Annotated in this window: 15 protein-coding genes and 1 tRNA gene; 11 read left to right on the top strand and 5 right to left on the bottom strand. The window is 70.6% G+C overall.

Annotated elements, in window-relative coordinates:
• Window positions 1-37: 37 nt before the first annotated feature.
• Window positions 38-625, top strand: a complete 588-nt coding sequence (locus ACFZBU_RS37735; RefSeq protein WP_391588260.1) for a 5-formyltetrahydrofolate cyclo-ligase — start codon at window positions 38-40, stop codon at window positions 623-625.
• 18 nt (window positions 626-643) lie between these two features.
• Here ACFZBU_RS37735 and ACFZBU_RS37730 read toward each other — a convergent pair whose 3' ends face one another.
• Window positions 644-3,790 (bottom strand): penicillin acylase family protein, encoded by a 3,147-nt coding sequence (locus ACFZBU_RS37730; protein ID WP_391588259.1) that lies wholly within the window; start codon window positions 3,788-3,790, stop codon window positions 644-646.
• Between the two features lie 297 nt (window positions 3,791-4,087).
• On the opposite strand from ACFZBU_RS37730, the gene ACFZBU_RS37725 reads away from it, so the two are divergent.
• The 6 genes from ACFZBU_RS37725 (at window position 4,088) to mscL (ending at window position 9,944) form a co-directional block, all read left to right on the top strand.
• A complete protein-coding gene (locus tag ACFZBU_RS37725; protein ID WP_391588258.1) occupies window positions 4,088-5,590 on the top strand; it encodes a potassium/proton antiporter in 1,503 nt (500 codons plus the stop codon).
• Window positions 5,591-5,776: 186 nt separating this feature from the next.
• Window positions 5,777-7,129: an MFS transporter gene (locus ACFZBU_RS37720; protein ID WP_391588257.1), complete on the top strand. Its 1,353-nt coding sequence runs from the start codon at window positions 5,777-5,779 to the stop codon at window positions 7,127-7,129.
• Between the two features lie 46 nt (window positions 7,130-7,175).
• Complete coding sequence (locus ACFZBU_RS37715; protein ID WP_391588256.1) at window positions 7,176-7,535, top strand: FmdB family zinc ribbon protein; 360 nt, start codon at window positions 7,176-7,178, stop codon at window positions 7,533-7,535.
• A gap of 3 nt (window positions 7,536-7,538) precedes the next feature.
• A complete protein-coding gene (locus ACFZBU_RS37710) occupies window positions 7,539-8,378 on the top strand; it encodes an S-methyl-5'-thioadenosine phosphorylase (RefSeq protein ID WP_391588255.1) in 840 nt (279 codons plus the stop codon).
• Between the two features lie 328 nt (window positions 8,379-8,706).
• Complete coding sequence (locus ACFZBU_RS37705) at window positions 8,707-9,333, top strand: SAF domain-containing protein (RefSeq protein ID WP_391588254.1); 627 nt, start codon at window positions 8,707-8,709, stop codon at window positions 9,331-9,333.
• 125 nt (window positions 9,334-9,458) lie between these two features.
• A complete protein-coding gene (mscL, locus tag ACFZBU_RS37700; RefSeq protein ID WP_391588253.1) occupies window positions 9,459-9,944 on the top strand; it encodes a large conductance mechanosensitive channel protein MscL in 486 nt (161 codons plus the stop codon).
• A gap of 172 nt (window positions 9,945-10,116) precedes the next feature.
• Here mscL and ACFZBU_RS37695 read toward each other — a convergent pair whose 3' ends face one another.
• The 4 genes from ACFZBU_RS37695 to ACFZBU_RS37680 form a co-directional block, all read right to left on the bottom strand.
• Window positions 10,117-10,338, bottom strand: coding sequence for a hypothetical protein (locus ACFZBU_RS37695; protein WP_391588252.1), 222 nt, complete (start codon window positions 10,336-10,338; stop codon window positions 10,117-10,119).
• A gap of 109 nt (window positions 10,339-10,447) precedes the next feature.
• Complete coding sequence (locus ACFZBU_RS37690) at window positions 10,448-11,425, bottom strand: RNA polymerase sigma factor RpoD/SigA (RefSeq protein ID WP_391588251.1); 978 nt, start codon at window positions 11,423-11,425, stop codon at window positions 10,448-10,450.
• A 342-nt stretch (window positions 11,426-11,767) separates the two neighbouring features.
• Window positions 11,768-13,297 carry an MFS transporter gene (locus tag ACFZBU_RS37685; RefSeq protein ID WP_391588250.1) on the bottom strand — a complete coding sequence of 510 codons (1,530 nt, stop codon included), beginning with the start codon at window positions 13,295-13,297 and terminating at the stop codon, window positions 11,768-11,770.
• A gap of 152 nt (window positions 13,298-13,449) precedes the next feature.
• Window positions 13,450-14,202 (bottom strand): GNAT family N-acetyltransferase, encoded by a 753-nt coding sequence (locus tag ACFZBU_RS37680; RefSeq protein ID WP_391588249.1) that lies wholly within the window; start codon window positions 14,200-14,202, stop codon window positions 13,450-13,452.
• 228 nt (window positions 14,203-14,430) lie between these two features.
• Here ACFZBU_RS37680 and ACFZBU_RS37675 point away from each other — a divergent pair, with 228 nt between their 5' ends.
• The 4 genes from ACFZBU_RS37675 to ACFZBU_RS37660 all read left to right on the top strand — a co-directional run bounded on the left by ACFZBU_RS37675 (window position 14,431) and on the right by ACFZBU_RS37660 (window position 16,436).
• Window positions 14,431-14,760 carry a cupin domain-containing protein gene (locus ACFZBU_RS37675; protein WP_391588248.1) on the top strand — a complete coding sequence of 110 codons (330 nt, stop codon included), beginning with the start codon at window positions 14,431-14,433 and terminating at the stop codon, window positions 14,758-14,760.
• Between the two features lie 72 nt (window positions 14,761-14,832).
• Window positions 14,833-14,905 (top strand) — tRNA-Arg (locus tag ACFZBU_RS37670).
• A 446-nt stretch (window positions 14,906-15,351) separates the two neighbouring features.
• Window positions 15,352-15,984, top strand: a complete 633-nt coding sequence (locus ACFZBU_RS37665; protein WP_391588247.1) for an RICIN domain-containing protein — start codon at window positions 15,352-15,354, stop codon at window positions 15,982-15,984.
• Between the two features lie 242 nt (window positions 15,985-16,226).
• A complete protein-coding gene (locus tag ACFZBU_RS37660) occupies window positions 16,227-16,436 on the top strand; it encodes a hypothetical protein (protein WP_391588246.1) in 210 nt (69 codons plus the stop codon).
• The last annotated feature ends 303 nt before the right edge of the window (window positions 16,437-16,739 follow it).

The raw sequence follows: 16,739 nt of genomic DNA, 5'->3' as shown, positions 1-16,739 counted from the left end.
TCGATAACCCGTCCAAACACGTCATTCAGGGAACAGCATGAAGGACATCCTCAACGACAAGGCCACACTGAGGTCACAGTTGATGCACTCACGGTCACACACGGGGTCGGATCGGCGTGTCGCGGCGAGTCGCGCGCTCCGTGACGCGCTCCTCGCGCTCCCCGAGGTGGCCGCGGCCGCGACCGTGGCGGCCTACGTGCCGGTGGGTTCGGAGCCGGGCGGCCGGGATCTGGCCGAGGATCTCGCCGCCGGGTCGACCCGGCGCGTGCTGCTGCCGGTGCTCTTGCCGGACAACGACCTGGACTGGGCGCTGTACGAGGGCCCGGCGTCGCTGGTGCCGGCCGGCCGGGGGCTGCGCGAGCCGATCGGGCCGCGGCTGGGCGTCGAGGGTGTGTGCACGGCGGACGTGCTGGTGGTGCCCGGTCTCGCGGTGGATCGCCGCGGACTGCGGCTCGGGCGTGGCGGCGGGTCCTACGACCGGGCACTCGCCCGGGTGCCGGCCTCGGCCGTGACGGTGGTGCTGCTCTACGACGACGAGGTGCTCGACCGGGTGCCTGCCGAGCCGCACGACGTGCCCGTGGACATCGCGGTGACGCCCGCGGCGGTGTACCGGTTCACCCGGTAGCACCGCCGCGGGCCGCCGTCACGGTCCGCCCGGGGCCGGGCCGGCGGGCTCCAGGGTCAGCCGGTGTTTGGCCGCCTTGTCCACCGCCGCGGGCGTGTACGCCCACTGCAGGGTCTTGCCCTTGCGCCACAGGTCGGTCTGGTCGGTGTAGTTGTCGTGCCACACGTGTCCGGACGCGCCGGTGAGGTTGATCCAGCGGGACTCGTCCAGGTTGGCCAGGTCCACCACCATCCGCATCGACGGCACGGTGGTCACCTCGTAGCCCTGCGCGACGTTCCACCCGGTCGCGTTGACCAGACCCTCGCCGCCGGACATCCGGTACGGGCCGCGGTTGAGCATGTACTTGACCGGGCCCGGGCCCTCGGTGCCCAGCGTCTGGTTGCGCAGCGTCAGCGTGTGCAGCCGACCCCACGACCAGGTGTCGATGTCCTTGCCGAGCCGGGAGGTGAGGTCCTTCTTCGCCTCGGTCATCGCCTTGTGCAGCAGACCGTCGCGGGTGGTGATCGAGCCCGGGTTCTTGGAGACGTTCCACCACGGGCTCTCCGGGCTGGCCAGCAGCGTGCGGGCCACCTCGTTCCACCGGTCGCCGCCGTCGGGTTGCGCGGTCGAGTCGTCCCGGTCGCCGCACTGCACGTGGGTGTTCGACGAGTTGCTCGCACAGTCGTTGTCGGCCCGGACCGAGAACGGCATCTTGTCGCCGAACGCCAGCATCAGCACCTGGCGCCACACCGCGTTGAAGTACGCGGCCGACTTGGAGTCGGCCCGGTTGCGCATGTCCCAGCCCCGGAGCAGATCCTGCGCCTCGCGCACCCACGGATCCTCGACCCGGACCGCGAGCAGGTACGGCACCAGCAACTGCGCGACCGGGTTGACGTCGTCGGCTTGCATCTTCTGCATCATCGCCGGATCGATCTTGCCCGGCGCCTTGGTGATCATCTCCTCGATCCGCTGACTGCGCGAACCGTAGCCCCAGTCCGAGGTCAGCAGGTACGGGTACGCCGGCGTGGTCACCGCGTTGTTGGCGGTGACGATGTAGCCCTCCGGCGGGTCGTACACGTTCGGCAGCGAATCGAACGGGATGGAGTCCGCCCAGTCGTACTTGGCGTCCCACCCGTACACCGGCCAGCGGCCGTCACCGGTGCGGCGCACCGGGATTTTGCCCGGCGCCTGGTAGCCGATGTGCCCTTCGACGTCCGCGTAGATCGCGTTCTGCGACGGCGCGTCGAAGTTCTTCAGCGCGGCCCGGAAGTCGTTCCAGTTCTGCGCCTTGTTCAGCTGGAAGAGCGCGTCCATCGAGGTGCCCGGGTCCAGCGCGGTCCAGCGCAGCGCGACCGCGTAGCCCTCCTCGCGCTGTGGGCTCAGGTCCGGGATCGGGGCGTCCTTGCCGACGTCCTCCAACTCGTCGGACGCGTCGGTCAGGATCGGCCCGTGCCGGGTGCTGCGCACGGTGATGTGCCGATCGCCGCCACCGGCCACCTTGATCGTCTCCTGGCGGACCTCGGTGAACGGCTCGTACTTGTTGTTGTAGAGCACGCCGTCGCCCTGGACCTTCTCCAGGTACAGGTCGGTCACGTCGGCGCCGAGGTTGGTGAAGCCCCACGAGATCTTCTGGTTGTGGCCGATGATCACGCCGGGCATGCCGGAGAACGTGTAGCCGGAGACGTCGTACTGGCACTTCGGCCCGACCGTGCGGCAGTGCAGGCCCATCTGGTACCAGACCGAGGGCAACGAAGGGGACAGGTGCGGGTCGTTGGCCAGCAGCGGCTTGCCGGTGGTGGTGCGACTGCCCGCGACCACCCACGAGTTGGAGCCGACGCCGGAGGACTTCTCGCTGAACAGCGAGGGCAGCTTGGCCAGCGACTCGGACAGGCCGGCCAGCACGTTCTGCGCGCTCTTCGAGGGCACCGCGGGCGGCGCGTCCTGGACGAAGCGCTCGGTCTTGCCGTCCTTGGGATCCTTGACGATCTCACCGGCGCGCACGATGGGCTTGTTCACCTCGTACGGATACGGCGGGTAGAGCTCGTCGATCTGGTTGACCGTCAACTTGTCGGACAACAAAGCCCGGTCGATCTCGTCCTGCATGTTGGTGCGCAGGTCCCAGGCCATCGCCTTGAGCCAGGCCACCGAGTCGACCGGGGTCCACGGCTCGGCCTTGTAGCCGTCGTGCACGACGCCGAGCAGCGCGTACTCGAACGAGGCGTCGGCGCCCTTGTGGTCCTCGAGGTAGGCGTTGACCCCCTCGGAGTACGCCTGGAGGAACTTCTGCGACTCCGGCGGCAGCGCCGCGTACTCCTGTTCGGCCACCTTGCGCCAGCCCAGCGTGCGCAGGAACTTGTCGTTGTCCACCTGCCCGGAGCCGAACATCTCGGACAGCCGGCCCGCGGTCATGTGCCGGCGCACGTCCATCTCCCAGAACCGGTCCTGGGCGTGCACGTAGCCCTGCCCCCGGAAGAGGTCCTCGGACGTGTCGGCGTACACCTGCGGGATGCCCTGGGCGTCGCGCACCACGTCGACCTTGCCGGTCAGCCCCGGCACCCGGATCGTGCCGGACGTCTGCGGGAACGAGTCGCGCGACAACTGCCAGCCCCACCAGCCCAGTCCGCCGATCGCGATGGCCAGCACCACGACCAGGACGATGGCCGTCAACCGGAATCGGCGCCACGCCTTGGACGGCCCCTTGGGGGTCGTCGGTCGTTCCTTGACCTTGGCGGTGCCGCCGGGCACGGGCGCCTCGGCGGCGGCGGGCTCGGGCGCGGGTGCGGGCTGCGAAGCGGCTGCGGGCTCGGGTTCGACCCGTGGCGGCTCGGCGGCACGCGGCGCGGGCGGCGCGGCGGGCGCGGGGATGGCGACGGGAGCGGGCGGCTCCGCATACGGCTCGGGGGGCGAGTAGGGCTCCTGGGCGGGGTGCGACTCCTGCGGTGCGTACGGTCCTTGCGCGGCATACGGCTCTTGCGGCGCGTACGGCTCGGGTTCGCCGTACGGCTCGGGCGCGGCCCGGCGCTCACGCTCCGCGCGTTCTTCCGCGCGCCGCTGGGCCGCGACCGGATCCGCCGCGGCCCACTGCGATGTGGGCCACTCGCCCGTGGGCCAGTCGTCCCACCCGGAGGATGAGGCGTCCTGGCCACCGGGGGGCTGCTCCGGGTCGGGCGTCTTCGAGGGAGGCATCAAGGTCCTTATGCGGTCGGTGCGGCAAGGGACACCTTAAAAGCCGAGCGTCGTCGGCATCACAGCCACGGGTACGAGACGGGACCCCTCTGGGGTATGGATCCTTCGCTTTGGTAAAATATTTCCCAGGCGTAGGTAATTCATCGCCGGTTCGCCGGCGCGGCAGGGCCCCCCTTCCCATGGCTCGCTGATTGCCTGCGCATCGCGGCGTCGCCGGTTCCGCCGGTCGTCGCCTGCCTTCATGTTCTGCACTCCGTGCGGCCGCCTGGGGGGTGGCCGGACCGACGACCGCCGGAGGTGACGCACGTGTCCGTGCCCGAGCTCAACCAGGTCCTGCTCCTGGGCGCCATCGTCATGTTGTCCGCCGTCATAGCGGTTCGCCTGGCGACCAGAACCGGGCTGCCGAGCCTGCTGCTCTACCTCGGACTCGGGATCCTGATCGGGGACGACGGCCTCGGCATAGGTTTCGACAACGCCGAACTGACCCAAACGCTCGGCTACGCCGCGCTGATAGTAATCCTCGCCGAGGGCGGGATAGCGACCAGTTGGAAGGAGATCAAGCCGTCGGTGCCGGCGGCTGCGGTGTTGTCCACCGTAGGGGTCGGAGTGAGCGTCGCGGTCACCGCGTTCGCCACTCGGATCGTGCTGGACGTCGACTGGTCGACCGCGATCCTGATGGGCGCGATCGTCTCCTCCACGGACGCCGCCGCGGTGTTCTCGGTGCTGCGCAAGCTGCCGCTGCCGCATCGGCTGACCGGTCTGCTCGAGGCCGAGTCCGGCTTCAACGACGCCCCGGTGGTGATCCTGGTGGTCACGTTCGCCCACGTGGGTCACGTCGAACCGTGGTACAGGATCCTCGGCGAGATCGGCATGGAGTTGACCATCGGCATGGCGGTCGGCCTCGCGGTGGGTCGGCTCGGCGCGTTCGGCCTGCGCCACGTCGCGCTGCCGGCGTCCGGGCTGTACCCGATCGCGGTGATGGCGCTGTGCGTGCTCGCCTACTCCGGCGGTGCGCTGGCCCACGGCAGCGGGTTCCTCGCGGTCTACCTGACCGCACTCGTGCTGGGCAACTCGCAACTCCCGCACGGCCCCGCCACCCGCGGCTTCGCCGAGGGCCTCGGCTGGATCGCGCAGATCGGCCTGTTCGTGCTGTTGGGACTGCTGGTCACTCCACACGAGTTGGCCGGCGCGGTGGTCCCGGCGCTGGTGATCGGCACCATCCTGCTGCTGGTCGCCCGGCCGCTGTCGGTGATCGTGACCACGACGCCGTTCCGGATACCGTGGCGCGAGCAGTTGATCCTGTCCTGGGCGGGGCTGCGCGGAGCGGTACCGATCGTGCTCGCCACCATCCCGATCGTGAAGGACGTCCCGGACGCCCAGCGGCTGTTCAACATCACCTTCGTGCTGGTGGTGGTCTTCACCCTGGTGCAGGGGCCGACGCTGCCGTGGATAGCCCGCAAGGCCGGTTTCGCGGGCGAGCAAGAGCCCACCGACCTGGGCGTGGAGTCCGCACCGCTGGAGAAGCTCCAGGGGCACCTGCTGTCGGTCAGCGTGCCGCCGGGCTCGCGCATGCACGGCGTCGAGGTCGGCGAGCTGCGCCTGCCACGCGGGGCCGCGGTCACCCTGATCGTGCGCGACGACGAGAGCTTCGTGCCCGAGCCGACCACCGTGCTCCGCCGCGGGGACGACCTGCTCGTGGTGGCCACCGACACGGTGCGCGACGACGCCGAGGATCGGCTGCGCGCGGTCAGCCGGGGTGGCAAGCTCGCGGGCTGGTTCGGCGTCAAGGGCGACACCTGAGGTACGATCATCCGGTTGATTGCCATCGGGGCGCCTCCGGGCGCCTCGATCGCCGATCCCCTCCACACACCGACTCTGCCTGACGCAGGGCTGGCGTCGTGACCGCACGGCGGCCGAAGCACGACTTCGGTATCTACCCCGGTGGACGCTTTCGAGGACAGCTCTCGGCGCACCGGGGTTTCCCATGTGCGTCACCAGGTGGCAGGAAGCGACAGCCACGATGCCCACGCATCGGAACGCCGCACCCGTTCGCGGGGAGCGGTGCGCATGATCTCCACGTACTCCTCGCTGCTGCGGACCCCGTCCGCATGGCGATTCCTGGCACCCGCGCTCATCGCCCGGCTGCCCTACGCGATGCTCGGCCTGGGCATCGTGCTGTTGGTCAAGCACACGACCGGCTCGTACGGCACGGCCGGCGCGGTCTCCGCCGCCGCGGCCGTCGCGCTCGCCTTCGTCGGCCCGCAGACCGGTCGGCTCGCCGACCGCTTCGGCCAGGGGGCGGTGGTCGTGCCCGGCGCGCTGCTGCACGGCGCGGCGGTGTCCGCACTGATCGTGGCCGCCCTCTCCGGCGCGCCACTGTGGTTGCTGTTCGTCACCGCGGTGCTCTCCGGCGCGACGGTGCCGCAGATCGGCTCCATGGTGCGGGCCCGCTGGGCCGCCCACCTGGATGGCTCGCCGCTGCTGCCGACCGCGTTCGCGTTCGAGTCGGTGACCGACGAGTTCACCTTCGTGGTGGGCCCGGTGGTGGCCACCTTCCTGGCCACCGGCGTGCACCCGGCCGCCGGGCTGATCGTCGAGGCGGCGCTGACCGTGCTCGGCTCGCTGCTGTTCGCACTGCAACGCGGCACCGCGCCGCGCCGGGTGGTGCGGGCGGCCGGCGACGCACCGCGGGCGTCCGCACTGCGGATCGGCGGCGTGCGGCTGCTCGTGGTGGCCTTCGTCTGCATCGGCGGGGTCTTCGGGACCGTGCAGGTCTCGGTCACCGCGTTCGCCGAGGAGGTCGGCAAGCCCGGCCTGGCGGGCGCGCTGTACGCGGTCTTCGCGGGCGGCAGCCTGATCGCCGGTGCGGTCTACGGCGCGATCGCCTGGCGGCGGCCGGCGCACCGTCGCATGCTCGTGACGTTCGCCCTGCTGGCCACCGGCACCGCACCGCTGTGGGCCATCCCCAGCGTGGGAATCATGGTGCCCGTCGCGTTGCTGTGCGGACTGGCGATCGCACCGACGCTGATCACCGGGTTCACCCTGGTCGACACACTGGTCCCGGCCGAGGCCAAGACCGAGGCGTTCACGTGGCTCACCGGCGCGATCGGCCTGGGCCTCGCACTCGGTTCGACCTGCTCCGGAATGCTCACCGACGCGCGCGGTTCGGGCGCCGGTTTCGCGCTCACCCTGGCGGCGGCCGGCATCGGCTTCCTGGTGGTGCTCGGCGGGCAGCGACTGCTGCGACCGGGCGTGGATGTGACACCCATTACACCGCCGACCGCGACCGTGGTGGACGGATCTCCGGTGAATGCTGCACCATTGGCACTCGACAGGTGAGAGTGCCAGTACCCAGCTGACCTGTCTGTCGAAGGAGGACCAGACCGTGCCGACGTACCAGTACCAGTGCACCGCCTGTGGCGAGGGCCTTGAGGCCGTCCAGAAGTTCACGGACGACGCGCTGACCGAGTGCCCCGCCTGCCAGGGCAGGCTGCGCAAGGTCTTCTCGGCGGTGGGCGTCGTGTTCAAGGGCTCCGGCTTCTACCGCACCGACAGCCGCGGTTCGAGCACGTCCTCGACGCCGGCGACCGCGTCGACCGGCGCTACCTCGTCGTCCTCGGAGGGCTCCTCGTCCTCGGGTTCGTCGTCCTCGTCGTCGGGTTCGTCGTCCTCGGGTTCGTCGTCCTCGGGTTCGTCGTCCTCCTCGTCGTCCGGCTCCTCCGGTACGACGTCGACGGCGGCCTGACCGATGGCGACCGGCGTGCTGCCGGCGGGGGTGGCTCCGGCCGAGATCGGTGTGATCGGCGGCTCCGGGTTCTACGCGTTCCTGGACGACGTGGTCGAGGTGCGCGTGGACACGCCGTACGGCGCGCCCAGCGACGCCCTGTTCCTGGGTGAGGTGGCCGGCCGTCGGGTCGCCTTCCTGCCCCGGCACGGCCGCGACCACTCGCTCCCGCCGCACCGGATCAACTACCGCGCCAACCTGTGGGCCCTGCGCGCCGTCGGGGTGACGCAGGTGCTCGCGCCGTGCGCGACCGGCGGCCTGCGCGCCGAACTCGGTCCGGGCACGCTCGTGATCCCCGACCAGTTGATCGACCGCACGTCGAGCCGGGTCCAGACCTTCTTCGACGGGCTGCCGCTCGCCGACGGGACCATCCCGCCGGTCGTACACACCACGTTCGCCGACCCGTACTGCGCGGACGGTCGCGCGGTGGTCGCCGCCCGGGCACGCGCCTCGGGCTGGGAGCCGGTGGACGGCGGCACCCTCGTGGTGATCGAGGGACCGCGCTTCTCCACCCGCGCCGAGTCCAAGTGGTACGCGGCGCAGGGCTGGTCGATCATCGGCATGACCGGCCACCCCGAGGCTGTGCTCGCCCGCGAACTCGGCCTCTGCTGCACCGCGATCGCGCTGGTCACCGACCTGGACGCGGGCGTCGAGGCGGGCGAGGGAGTCACCCACGCCGAGGTGATGAAGGTCTTCGCGGCCAACGTCGACCGACTGCGCACCCTGCTGTTCGACGTGGTCGCCGCGCTGCCAAAGACGCGCTCGTGTACGTGCGGGATGGCGGAGGTCGAGCGGCCGGCGTAGCGCCGCCCGCGGTTCGCCGCCCGCTTGCGCCGGCTCGGCGCCGCCTGCTGTGGGTCCGGCCGCTGTGGGCGTCGGCCCTGTTTCGTTCCGTTCGTTTGTCGTGAAGGCCGCTTCCCGAGTTCGGGGGGCGGCCTTTGTGGTGGACGGGATGTCACTCACGTGGGTGAAGTCGTAATCCCCAGGGGCGGAGTTGTGCACAGGCTTCGGGGTGGCCCGGCCGAATCGGGACGTTGCGCGGCACGGTGGGGGCGCGGCTCGGCCCTCGTTTCCTGCCCCGGTTCCGACGCGGGTCGGGCCGCACTCGCCCGCTGCCCGCGTTGGAGGTGTGATGTCCGCTTCGGGATCGTTCGGAGCCTCGCCCGGACCGTCGTTCGGCCCGCCGTTCCGGTCGGCGCCGGCCCCGCTCACCCGGCGGCCCTGGCGGCGCGTCCTGGCCCGCCATCGACGCGGCCTGGCCGCGCTGTCGGCCGCCGTCGCGGTGTTCGCGGTGATCGTGGCGGTCCGCCCCGCACCCGCGCCGACCGGCCCGATCCTGGTGGCCGCGCGCGATCTGCCCGCGGGCAGCACCCCCGGGGTCGCCGATCTGACCCTGGTCGCGATGCCGACGGCCCTGCATCCGGCCGGAGTTCTGCATGCGGTCGGGCAGGCCGCCGGGGTCGCCCTGCCCGCGCGCTTCGCGGACGCCGACGCAGTGGCCGTGCTGCGCCCCGGCGACCGGATCGACGTGCTGGCCGCGCCCGCGCCCGAACACCCCGGTCCGGCACGGCTGATCGTCCCCGCCGCACTCGTCGTGGCCCGTCCGGCCGCGACCGGGGCCTCGTCGACCGGGGCGCTGCTGATCCTGGAGATCCCGCGAGCGGCGGCGACCGAACTCGCCGGTGCGGCGAACGGGCCTGCCCTGACCTATACCATCCACAGGTTCGTGAACGGCCCTGTTGCGACGAGCCGTGAATGACAGCAGACTCGTGCGGGTTGTTCCGCTTCGAGGGGTATTCCGTGATTACTACGATCGGCCGTATTGATCACGGATCCAACCGCCCCGTCGAGGCTCCGACCGATCGACATCGATGGGAATCAGCAGTGGGCGGCTTCAAGAAGTTCCTGATGCGCGGAAACGTCGTGGACCTGGCTGTGGCCGTGGTCATCGGCGCCGCGTTCACGGCGGTGGTGACGGCGTTCGTGAAGGGGCTGATCAACCCGGTCGTGGGTGCGTTCGGCACCAGGAACCTGGACGGGTACACATCCTGCATCAAGGGCCCGTGCGGGGTCGACGCGAAGGGCGAGGCGACCGGCGTCCAGCTGTTGTGGGGCTCCGTGCTCGGCGCCGGGCTGACGTTCCTGATCACCGCGGCGGTCGTGTACTTCCTGCTCGTGCTGCCGCTGAACCACATGCTGGAAAAGCGCAAGCGAGCCTTGGGTCAGACGGCCGCGAAGGAACTCAGCGACACCGAACTCCTCACCGAGATTCGCGACCTGCTCGCCGCGCGCCTCGAACCGCCGGCGAACGGCGGCCGGACCGCCGGCCAGGGGACCGCCGGATTGGTCTCCCCGCGCTCCGACGTCTGATCGGTCGCCCCGGTCGGCTCATCCGCCGACCGCGCACCGCTTATCCGCAACCGGGCCCACAGTAAGCGCACGGCAAAGGGCGGGTTCGCTCCTTCGGATGAAGACGAAGGAGCGAACCCGCCCTTTGTGTATCGGGTCACCCTGAGGTGCCGGGTCACCTTTGCCTGTCGGCTCAGAGGTGATGCGGCGGCTTGTCGTCCAGGAAGCGGCGCAGATCCGCCGGGTCGGCGGCGGGCCGGGCCTCGCCCCATCCGGCATCCGTCTCGTCCGAACTCGCCTCGGGGAGCAGGTCGTCCCAACCGAACCGGTCGCGCTCGCGCCGCTCGGGCCCGGCCGGCCCACTCGCCTCGCGCACGTGCGCCTCCGTCGTCTCGATCTTCGCCCGCTCCGCCATGCCACCCAGTGTGCCGGCGCCCGGAACGGCACCCTGCCCGGCCGGGGCGCCATGCGCGGCCCGGGCCGGGGCCCGGGCCGTAGCCGGCTCGCCCCGGCACAGCGCGGCGTCAGGCGGCTTCGAGCCCCTGGGCGGTGGCCAGCTCGCGCAGCTCGACCAGCGCCTGCTTCTCGATCTGGCGGATCCGCTCACGGGTGAGCCCGAGCTGCTTGCCGACCTCGGTCAGCGTGTGCTCCTTGCCGTCCGCCATGCCGTAACGCGCCCGCAGGATCGTGGCCGTGCGGCCGTCCAGCCGACCCACCAGGTCCGCTATCTGCTCGCGTCGCAGTGTCGCCAGGGTGATGTCCTCCGGCGTCAACGGGTCGGTCTCCTGGACCAGTTCGCCCAACTCGGTCTCGCCGTCGTCACCCACGGGGGTGTCCAGGCTGATCGGGTCGCGCGCCCAACCGATCACGTCCACGACGCGCTCCGGCGTGGAGCCGACCGCCTCGGCGATCTCCGCCATCTCGGGATCGCGCCCGTGATCGCGAGCGAACTCGCGCTGCACCCGGCGGATCTTGCTCAGCTCTTCGACCAGGTGCACGGGCAACCGCACGGTGCGGGCCTGATCCGCCATCGCCCGGGTGATCGCCTGTCGAATCCACCAGGTCGCGTAGGTGGAGAACTTGAAGCCCTTCGCGTAGTCGAACTTCTCGACCGCGCGGACCAGGCCCACGTTGCCCTCCTGGACCAGGTCCAGGAAGGGCATCCCACTACGCGGGTAGCGCCGGGCGACGGACACCACCAGCCGCAGGTTGGCCTGGATGAACAGTTCCTTGGCCGCGGCGCCGCGCGCGATCAGCCGGTCCAGCTCGGCCCGGTCGACGCCCTCGGGCACCGCGTCCTCGTCGATCAGCTTCTGCGCGTACAGCCCTGCTTCGATGTCCTTGGACATCTCGACTTCGCGCTCCGCGTCGAGCAGCTTCGTGCGGCTGATCTCGTCCAGGTACACACCGACCGTGTCGCGCTCGACGTCGGCAGCCTTCCGCGTGCGGGAAGCCGCCACTCGCTCGGCGCCCTGTCGGGCCACACCACGTGTAGTCGGCATGCTCTAGCCCTCGCTTTCATTCGCGTTCGTCAATATTTCGAACGAACGAGAAGCCTGTGATATTCCGTCCGGAGATGTACTGTTGAAAGGTTGGCCGATAGCGGCCCCTGAGAGCGCCTGCCCGGCGTCGGGCCCCGCATGCACACTCGATGTGCCTACGATTCGGTCAACGGTCGGCGAGGCCCGGATGTTCCGAAGTCCGGGACCCGCCACGGCGGCGCGCCCGGGGTCGAACCCCGCCGGGCGGCACCAGACCGTGCGGCGGGCAGCGGCTCGTGCACCCCGATCGGGGGCCGGGGCCGAAGGTGTGCGCCTTCCCGATCGATTGCTTTCGGCCGGCCCTCAGTGCGCGTCCGGCGCGGGCTCCAGGTCGCGCGGGATCAGCCGCCAGGCCAGCACGGCTGCGATCAGCGCGACCACGCCGCCGGCCAGGAAGGTCGGCGTCATCCCGGACGTGAACGCCTCGCCCGCCCGGCCCAGGATGCCGCCGGCGCCGAGTCGATCCGCGACCACGGAGGCGTCCCCGATCGACTCGCGTACCGCCGCCGTGTCGGCCGAGTCGAGGTCGAGGTCGGGCAGGTTGGCCCGGTAGAGCGCGGATGCCATGCTGCCCAGGATCGCGACGCCCAGCGCGGCGCCGAGTTCGTACGCGGTCTCGTCGATCGCCGCCGCGCCACCGGCCTCGGCGACCGGCACCGAGGACATCAGCACCACCGACGCGACGGTGGCCAGCGTGCCCACACCGAGCCCGACCACCGCGAGCGAGGCGCCCACCAGCGGGTAGTCCACGTCCCGGAAGTGTTGCCCGACCCACGGCATCGCAAGCCCGACGGCCATCAGCGCCAGACCGATCGCCAGCACGTTCCGGGGCGGGAAGCGGTGCATCAGCGCGGGCACGAACATCGACGCGAGGATCAGCGCGATCGGCGCGGGCAGCAGGTGCAGACCGGCGGAGACCGGGCTGTACCCCTGCACGTACTGGAACCACTGGCTGAGCAGGAACAGCGCCGCGCCCAGTCCGAGCATGCCCAGGAAGATCGCCGTCGCGGCCATGGTGAACGCGCGGTTCGTGAACAGCCGGACCTGGAGCAGCGGATTGGCCAGCCGCAGTTGGCGGCGCACGAACACGGTCAGCGTGAGCGCGGCCACCACGAGCAGGATCCACGCGGCCGGATCGCCGACGCCGCCCTTGCCGAGCTGCTTGATGCCGCCCGCGAGGGTGCCCATGCCGACGATCGACAGGCCGACGCCGGGCCAGTCCCACGCGCCGGAGCGCGGCGAACGCGACTCGGGCAGCAGCCACATGCCGAACCCGATCACCGCGACCGCGATCGGCACGTTCAACAGGAAGGCCGACTGCCAGCCGTGCGACTCCACGAGCAGCCCGCCGACCACCGGCCCGAGTGCCATGCCGCCGCCGAAGACCGCCGACCAGACGGCGTAGGCCAAGGCCCGCTCGCGGGTGTCGGTGAACACCTGGCGCAGGATGGTCAGCGTGGACGGCATGATCGCCGCGCCACCCACGCCGAGCAGCACCCGGGCGGCGATCACGTGCCAGGCGGCCGTCGCCGCGACCGCGAGCAGCGAGGCCAGCGCGAAGATGGCGAAGCCGACGAGCAGCAGCCGCTTGCGCCCCCAGCGGTCCCCGAGCGCGCCTGCGGTGACCAACAGGCCGGACAGCGCGAGCGCGTACGAGTCGATGATCCACAACTGCTCGACCGAACCGGGCCGCAGATCGGCGACCAGGGACGGGAACGCGACGTTCAGGATGGTCGCGTCCATCGAGATGATCAGCAGGCTCCCCGACAGGATCGCGAGCACGGCCCAGCGCCGCGGGTCGGGCGTGGGGCGGGGGGTGGTGGAGCCGGCCATGAGACATCCTCAATCCTTGTGAGACATAAATGTCTCACGGCATTGAAGGAGTGTCCACCGCTCCCCTCCGCTGCGGCGGATCCGTACCGCTCCTGCCCCGGTGGAGTCGCCGCCCCGCTCCCGCGGATCGACCGCCCCTCCCCGAAACGGGCCTACCGCTCCCCTCCCGGCAGCACGATGGTCATGAACGACTCGCCCTGCCGGAATCCGAGCCGCTCGTACACCGCCCGGGCCGGGTTGCCCTCGGTGACCGCGAGCCCGATCGAGGGCAGCCCGTCCAGCAGCGCCAAGCCGAGCGTGTGCCGCAACAACCGGCCGCCGAGCCCCGCGTACTTGGGGTCCGGGTCGCGAAAGACCTCGGTGATCCACGGCCCGATGTGTTCGGCGTCGTTGACCAGCACCGCGCCGACCACCCGCCCCTCGTCGAGCGCCACCGTGCTGAACCCGAACAGCGGCCCGAGCGAGCGGCCGTCGTACAGCCCCTCCAGGTTCTCCGGACTCGCATCGTCGCCGCTGTCCGGGTGCTCCGGCGGATACGCGGCGATCCAGGTGTCGTACAGCTCCGAGGGCGGCACGGACGCCGCCGCGCGCACCTCGATCCCGGGCTCGGCCCAGGTGACGGCCTCCAGGTCCGGACCCAGGTCCCGGGTGTACCGATGCATATGCCGAAGCAGCCGGCCGCCCGCGGCGAGCAGCACCGCGCCGGCGTCCTCCCGGGCCGACACGACCCACCCGGGCAGCGCGGTCAGGATGGCGGGCGCGGCGAGCTCGGCCGGGAGTCGGTGCAGGCGCAGGTCGAGCGCGGCCGGGCGACCCGAACGGTTGCCCAGCCGGTAGTCGGCCACCAGCGCCCCGTCCCGATCGAACACGGTTCCGCGCGTACGAACGCTTTCGTCTGTGGTCATGAGCTTCATTCTTCGATGCCCGAGCAAGTGGTTATCTCCTCTCGGCGGCCCCGATTCCGACCCCGATTCCAGCCTCGATTCCGGCCCCGGGCAGCACCGCGGCGGCCGTCGCGAGCGTGCCGGCACAGGCCACACCCATCCGCCCAGCATCACCCGACCCACCGGTCACCGCACGCCCGGGCACACCAGAACATGCGCGGAGAGTGATCGCCCCCGAAACTGGCATACATGGACAAAATCTCGCTCCGGACGGCCACCAGGGAGCAACTCGCCTCGGCCCGCAGCACCTCGTCCGGCCGCAGCTCGGTCACCATGCCCGGCGGCTCCCGCCAACACCTGAGCCAGACCCTGATCGCCCTGACCGCCGGCAACTCCCTCGCCGAACACGAGAGCCCCGGCGAAGCCTCGCTGATCGTGCTTACCGGCCGCATCCGCCTGACCGCCGACGACGAATCGGTCGAGGGCACCTCCGGCGACCTCCTGGTCATCCCCCGGGCGCCGCACTCCCTGGAGGCCCTCGAAGACTCCGCCGTCATCCTCACCGTCGGCAAACCCTGACCCACCCCAAAGCCGCCGGCCACCCCCGCAACCGTTCCGCTACCCTGTCCTGCGGGACCACACGGCCCCGAAGCCTCCATAGCTCAGGGGATAGAGCACCGCTCTCCTAAAGCGGGTGTCGCAGGTTCAAATCCTGCTGGGGGCACAACTGCAAAACTGGCTCTCACCTGGGAGTCAGCCCCCCTCGGGGGGCGCCATCGGCCTCGTACATCGTGTACGGGGCCGTTTGCGTGAGCGATGCGTGAGCGAGTGTGTCGCGAACTTCTCCCCGGCGTCTCCCGGCGCGCGGCACCAGACGGGCCGCGGCCTCCGCCAGGGCGCGGTCCGTCTCGGGGCGCAGACTCGTGTACGTGTCCGCCGTGTGCGAGGCGCCGTCGAAAATCCGGATTCGGGGGCGGCCGACGTGGCGGTGGGACGGCCTTGCCGGCATCGGGCGCGCCCTCGACGCACCACTGCGGACTGCCCGCGTGGAACTGGTGACAGATGTGGAGAGGGCTGGGTGGGCGCCTGGGCTCACCACAGCCGAGCGTGACCGGCTGCGGACCGAACTCAGCCCCAGCGAACGCAACGCCGGCTGACTGTCACAACTGCTTGGCCGAGATTGTCCTTCCACAATGGAATCACCTCGTAAATGATCTAGGCATCTTTGAGACCAAAGGAGATTCCAAGATGCCGTCGATCAGAACTCTGCGGGCCCTGGCCGGTGCATTGGGCACCCTCGCCCTGGCCGTCACCATGACTACCCCGGCGACCGCAGATTCGTCACCCAAGGTCATGTACGGCGGGCTCACCAACGGGAGACAGCACATGATCGATAATGGCTTCTCCTCTAAATGCTTGGAGATTCGCGACGACCGTACCGACGCCGGCGCCCCCGCAAACCAGTGGACCTGTAACCCGTCGAACACCCAGCGATGGTGGGCCCGGCGGAGCGCCTCCGGTGACCACGAGATCGTCAATGTGAATTCCGGACTGTGCCTGGAGATTCGCGGCGACCGCACCGACGACGGCGCCCCTGCGAACCAATGGCCCTGCAACGGATCATTGACGCAATCATGGAGAGAGGTTTCGTATGGAGTCAACGGTTCGGAAATAAGGAATATCAATTCCGACAAATGCCTTGAAATACTTTCATGGGGGACCGGCGACGGTGACGCCGCCGGGCTGTGGACTTGTCACGGTGGCGCAAACCAACGGTGGTACATCGGAGTCCAGCCCGCATAGATAGCGGATGCCTGCACTTCGGGATCGACAGCCCTGGAGTCGGTTATCCACAGCCTGTGGGTCCGGCATGCCGGGAAACACCCCGAGAGCCCCGAGCGCCGAAACCCGGCCCGGGGCTCTTGTGCGTCCCGACCCCGTACCGATGGAGGCTGCCGTGTTTCGCTATTCCCTGCGCTCGCCCCAGGTCGACACCATTCAGCTCCGCGCCTCCGACCTGGGCAGAGATCCGGGAGGCGCTGGTCGTGCCGGACGACGACGTGTGCACCATCACCGCCGATGAGGCGACCGACACGTGCGGTGACCCGGGCCCGGAGTACATCGCGTTCTCGGCCGTCACCGTCCACGGCGAGCGGCTGGAGTTCGCGCACGGCGACTGGATTGTCGTCATGGGACCGCGCGTGTTCCAACGGTTCACACCGAGCGAGTTCGCCGCGGCGTACGAACAGGCATAGCCGCGCCCACCGCCGCCGTGTTCGTGGCGCACCACCTGGTCGCGCTGCGGCCCGCCCGGCACCGAGCGGGGCCTGTCCCCCGGAACACCGCGCCGACCAACGCGCCCAGGCGCGGCTACGGCCGCCGGCACCGCGCCGTTTTCCGCCCGGGGTCCTGCGACGCCACCCGGTGTGCGTGTGCCCCGAGTGCGCGTCGGCCGCCGCCGGTCGGTCGTGTTGGCGGCTGTTGACCGAGGCCGACCACCACCCACGCACCCGCAAGGAGTTCGTTGCCAGGGCGCCGACCCCGACGACCCGGCGCAA

The organism is Embleya sp. NPDC008237 (assembly GCF_042956465.1).
In the GTDB taxonomy this organism is placed as follows: domain Bacteria; phylum Actinomycetota; class Actinomycetes; order Streptomycetales; family Streptomycetaceae; genus Embleya.
Note: the sequence above shows the minus strand (reverse complement) of the source record. Positions and strands in the feature narration are given on the sequence as shown.

What these genes read in the sequence shown, in the direction of transcription:
- ACFZBU_RS37735 (WP_391588260.1), top strand. Translation starts at nt 38, where the DNA reads ATGAAGGACATCCTCAACGACAAGGCCACACTGAGGTCACAGTTGATG.
- ACFZBU_RS37705 (WP_391588254.1), top strand. Translation starts at nt 8,707, where the DNA reads ATGTCCGCTTCGGGATCGTTCGGAGCCTCGCCCGGACCGTCGTTCGGC.
- ACFZBU_RS37710 (WP_391588255.1), top strand. Translation starts at nt 7,539, where the DNA reads ATGGCGACCGGCGTGCTGCCGGCGGGGGTGGCTCCGGCCGAGATCGGT.
- ACFZBU_RS37695 (WP_391588252.1), bottom strand. Translation starts at nt 10,338, where the DNA reads ATGGCGGAGCGGGCGAAGATCGAGACGACGGAGGCGCACGTGCGCGAG.
- ACFZBU_RS37685 (WP_391588250.1), bottom strand. Translation starts at nt 13,297, where the DNA reads ATGGCCGGCTCCACCACCCCCCGCCCCACGCCCGACCCGCGGCGCTGG.
- ACFZBU_RS37675 (WP_391588248.1), top strand. Translation starts at nt 14,431, where the DNA reads ATGGACAAAATCTCGCTCCGGACGGCCACCAGGGAGCAACTCGCCTCG.
- ACFZBU_RS37690 (WP_391588251.1), bottom strand. Translation starts at nt 11,425, where the DNA reads ATGCCGACTACACGTGGTGTGGCCCGACAGGGCGCCGAGCGAGTGGCG.
- ACFZBU_RS37730 (WP_391588259.1), bottom strand. Translation starts at nt 3,790, where the DNA reads ATGCCTCCCTCGAAGACGCCCGACCCGGAGCAGCCCCCCGGTGGCCAG.
- ACFZBU_RS37680 (WP_391588249.1), bottom strand. Translation starts at nt 14,202, where the DNA reads ATGACCACAGACGAAAGCGTTCGTACGCGCGGAACCGTGTTCGATCGG.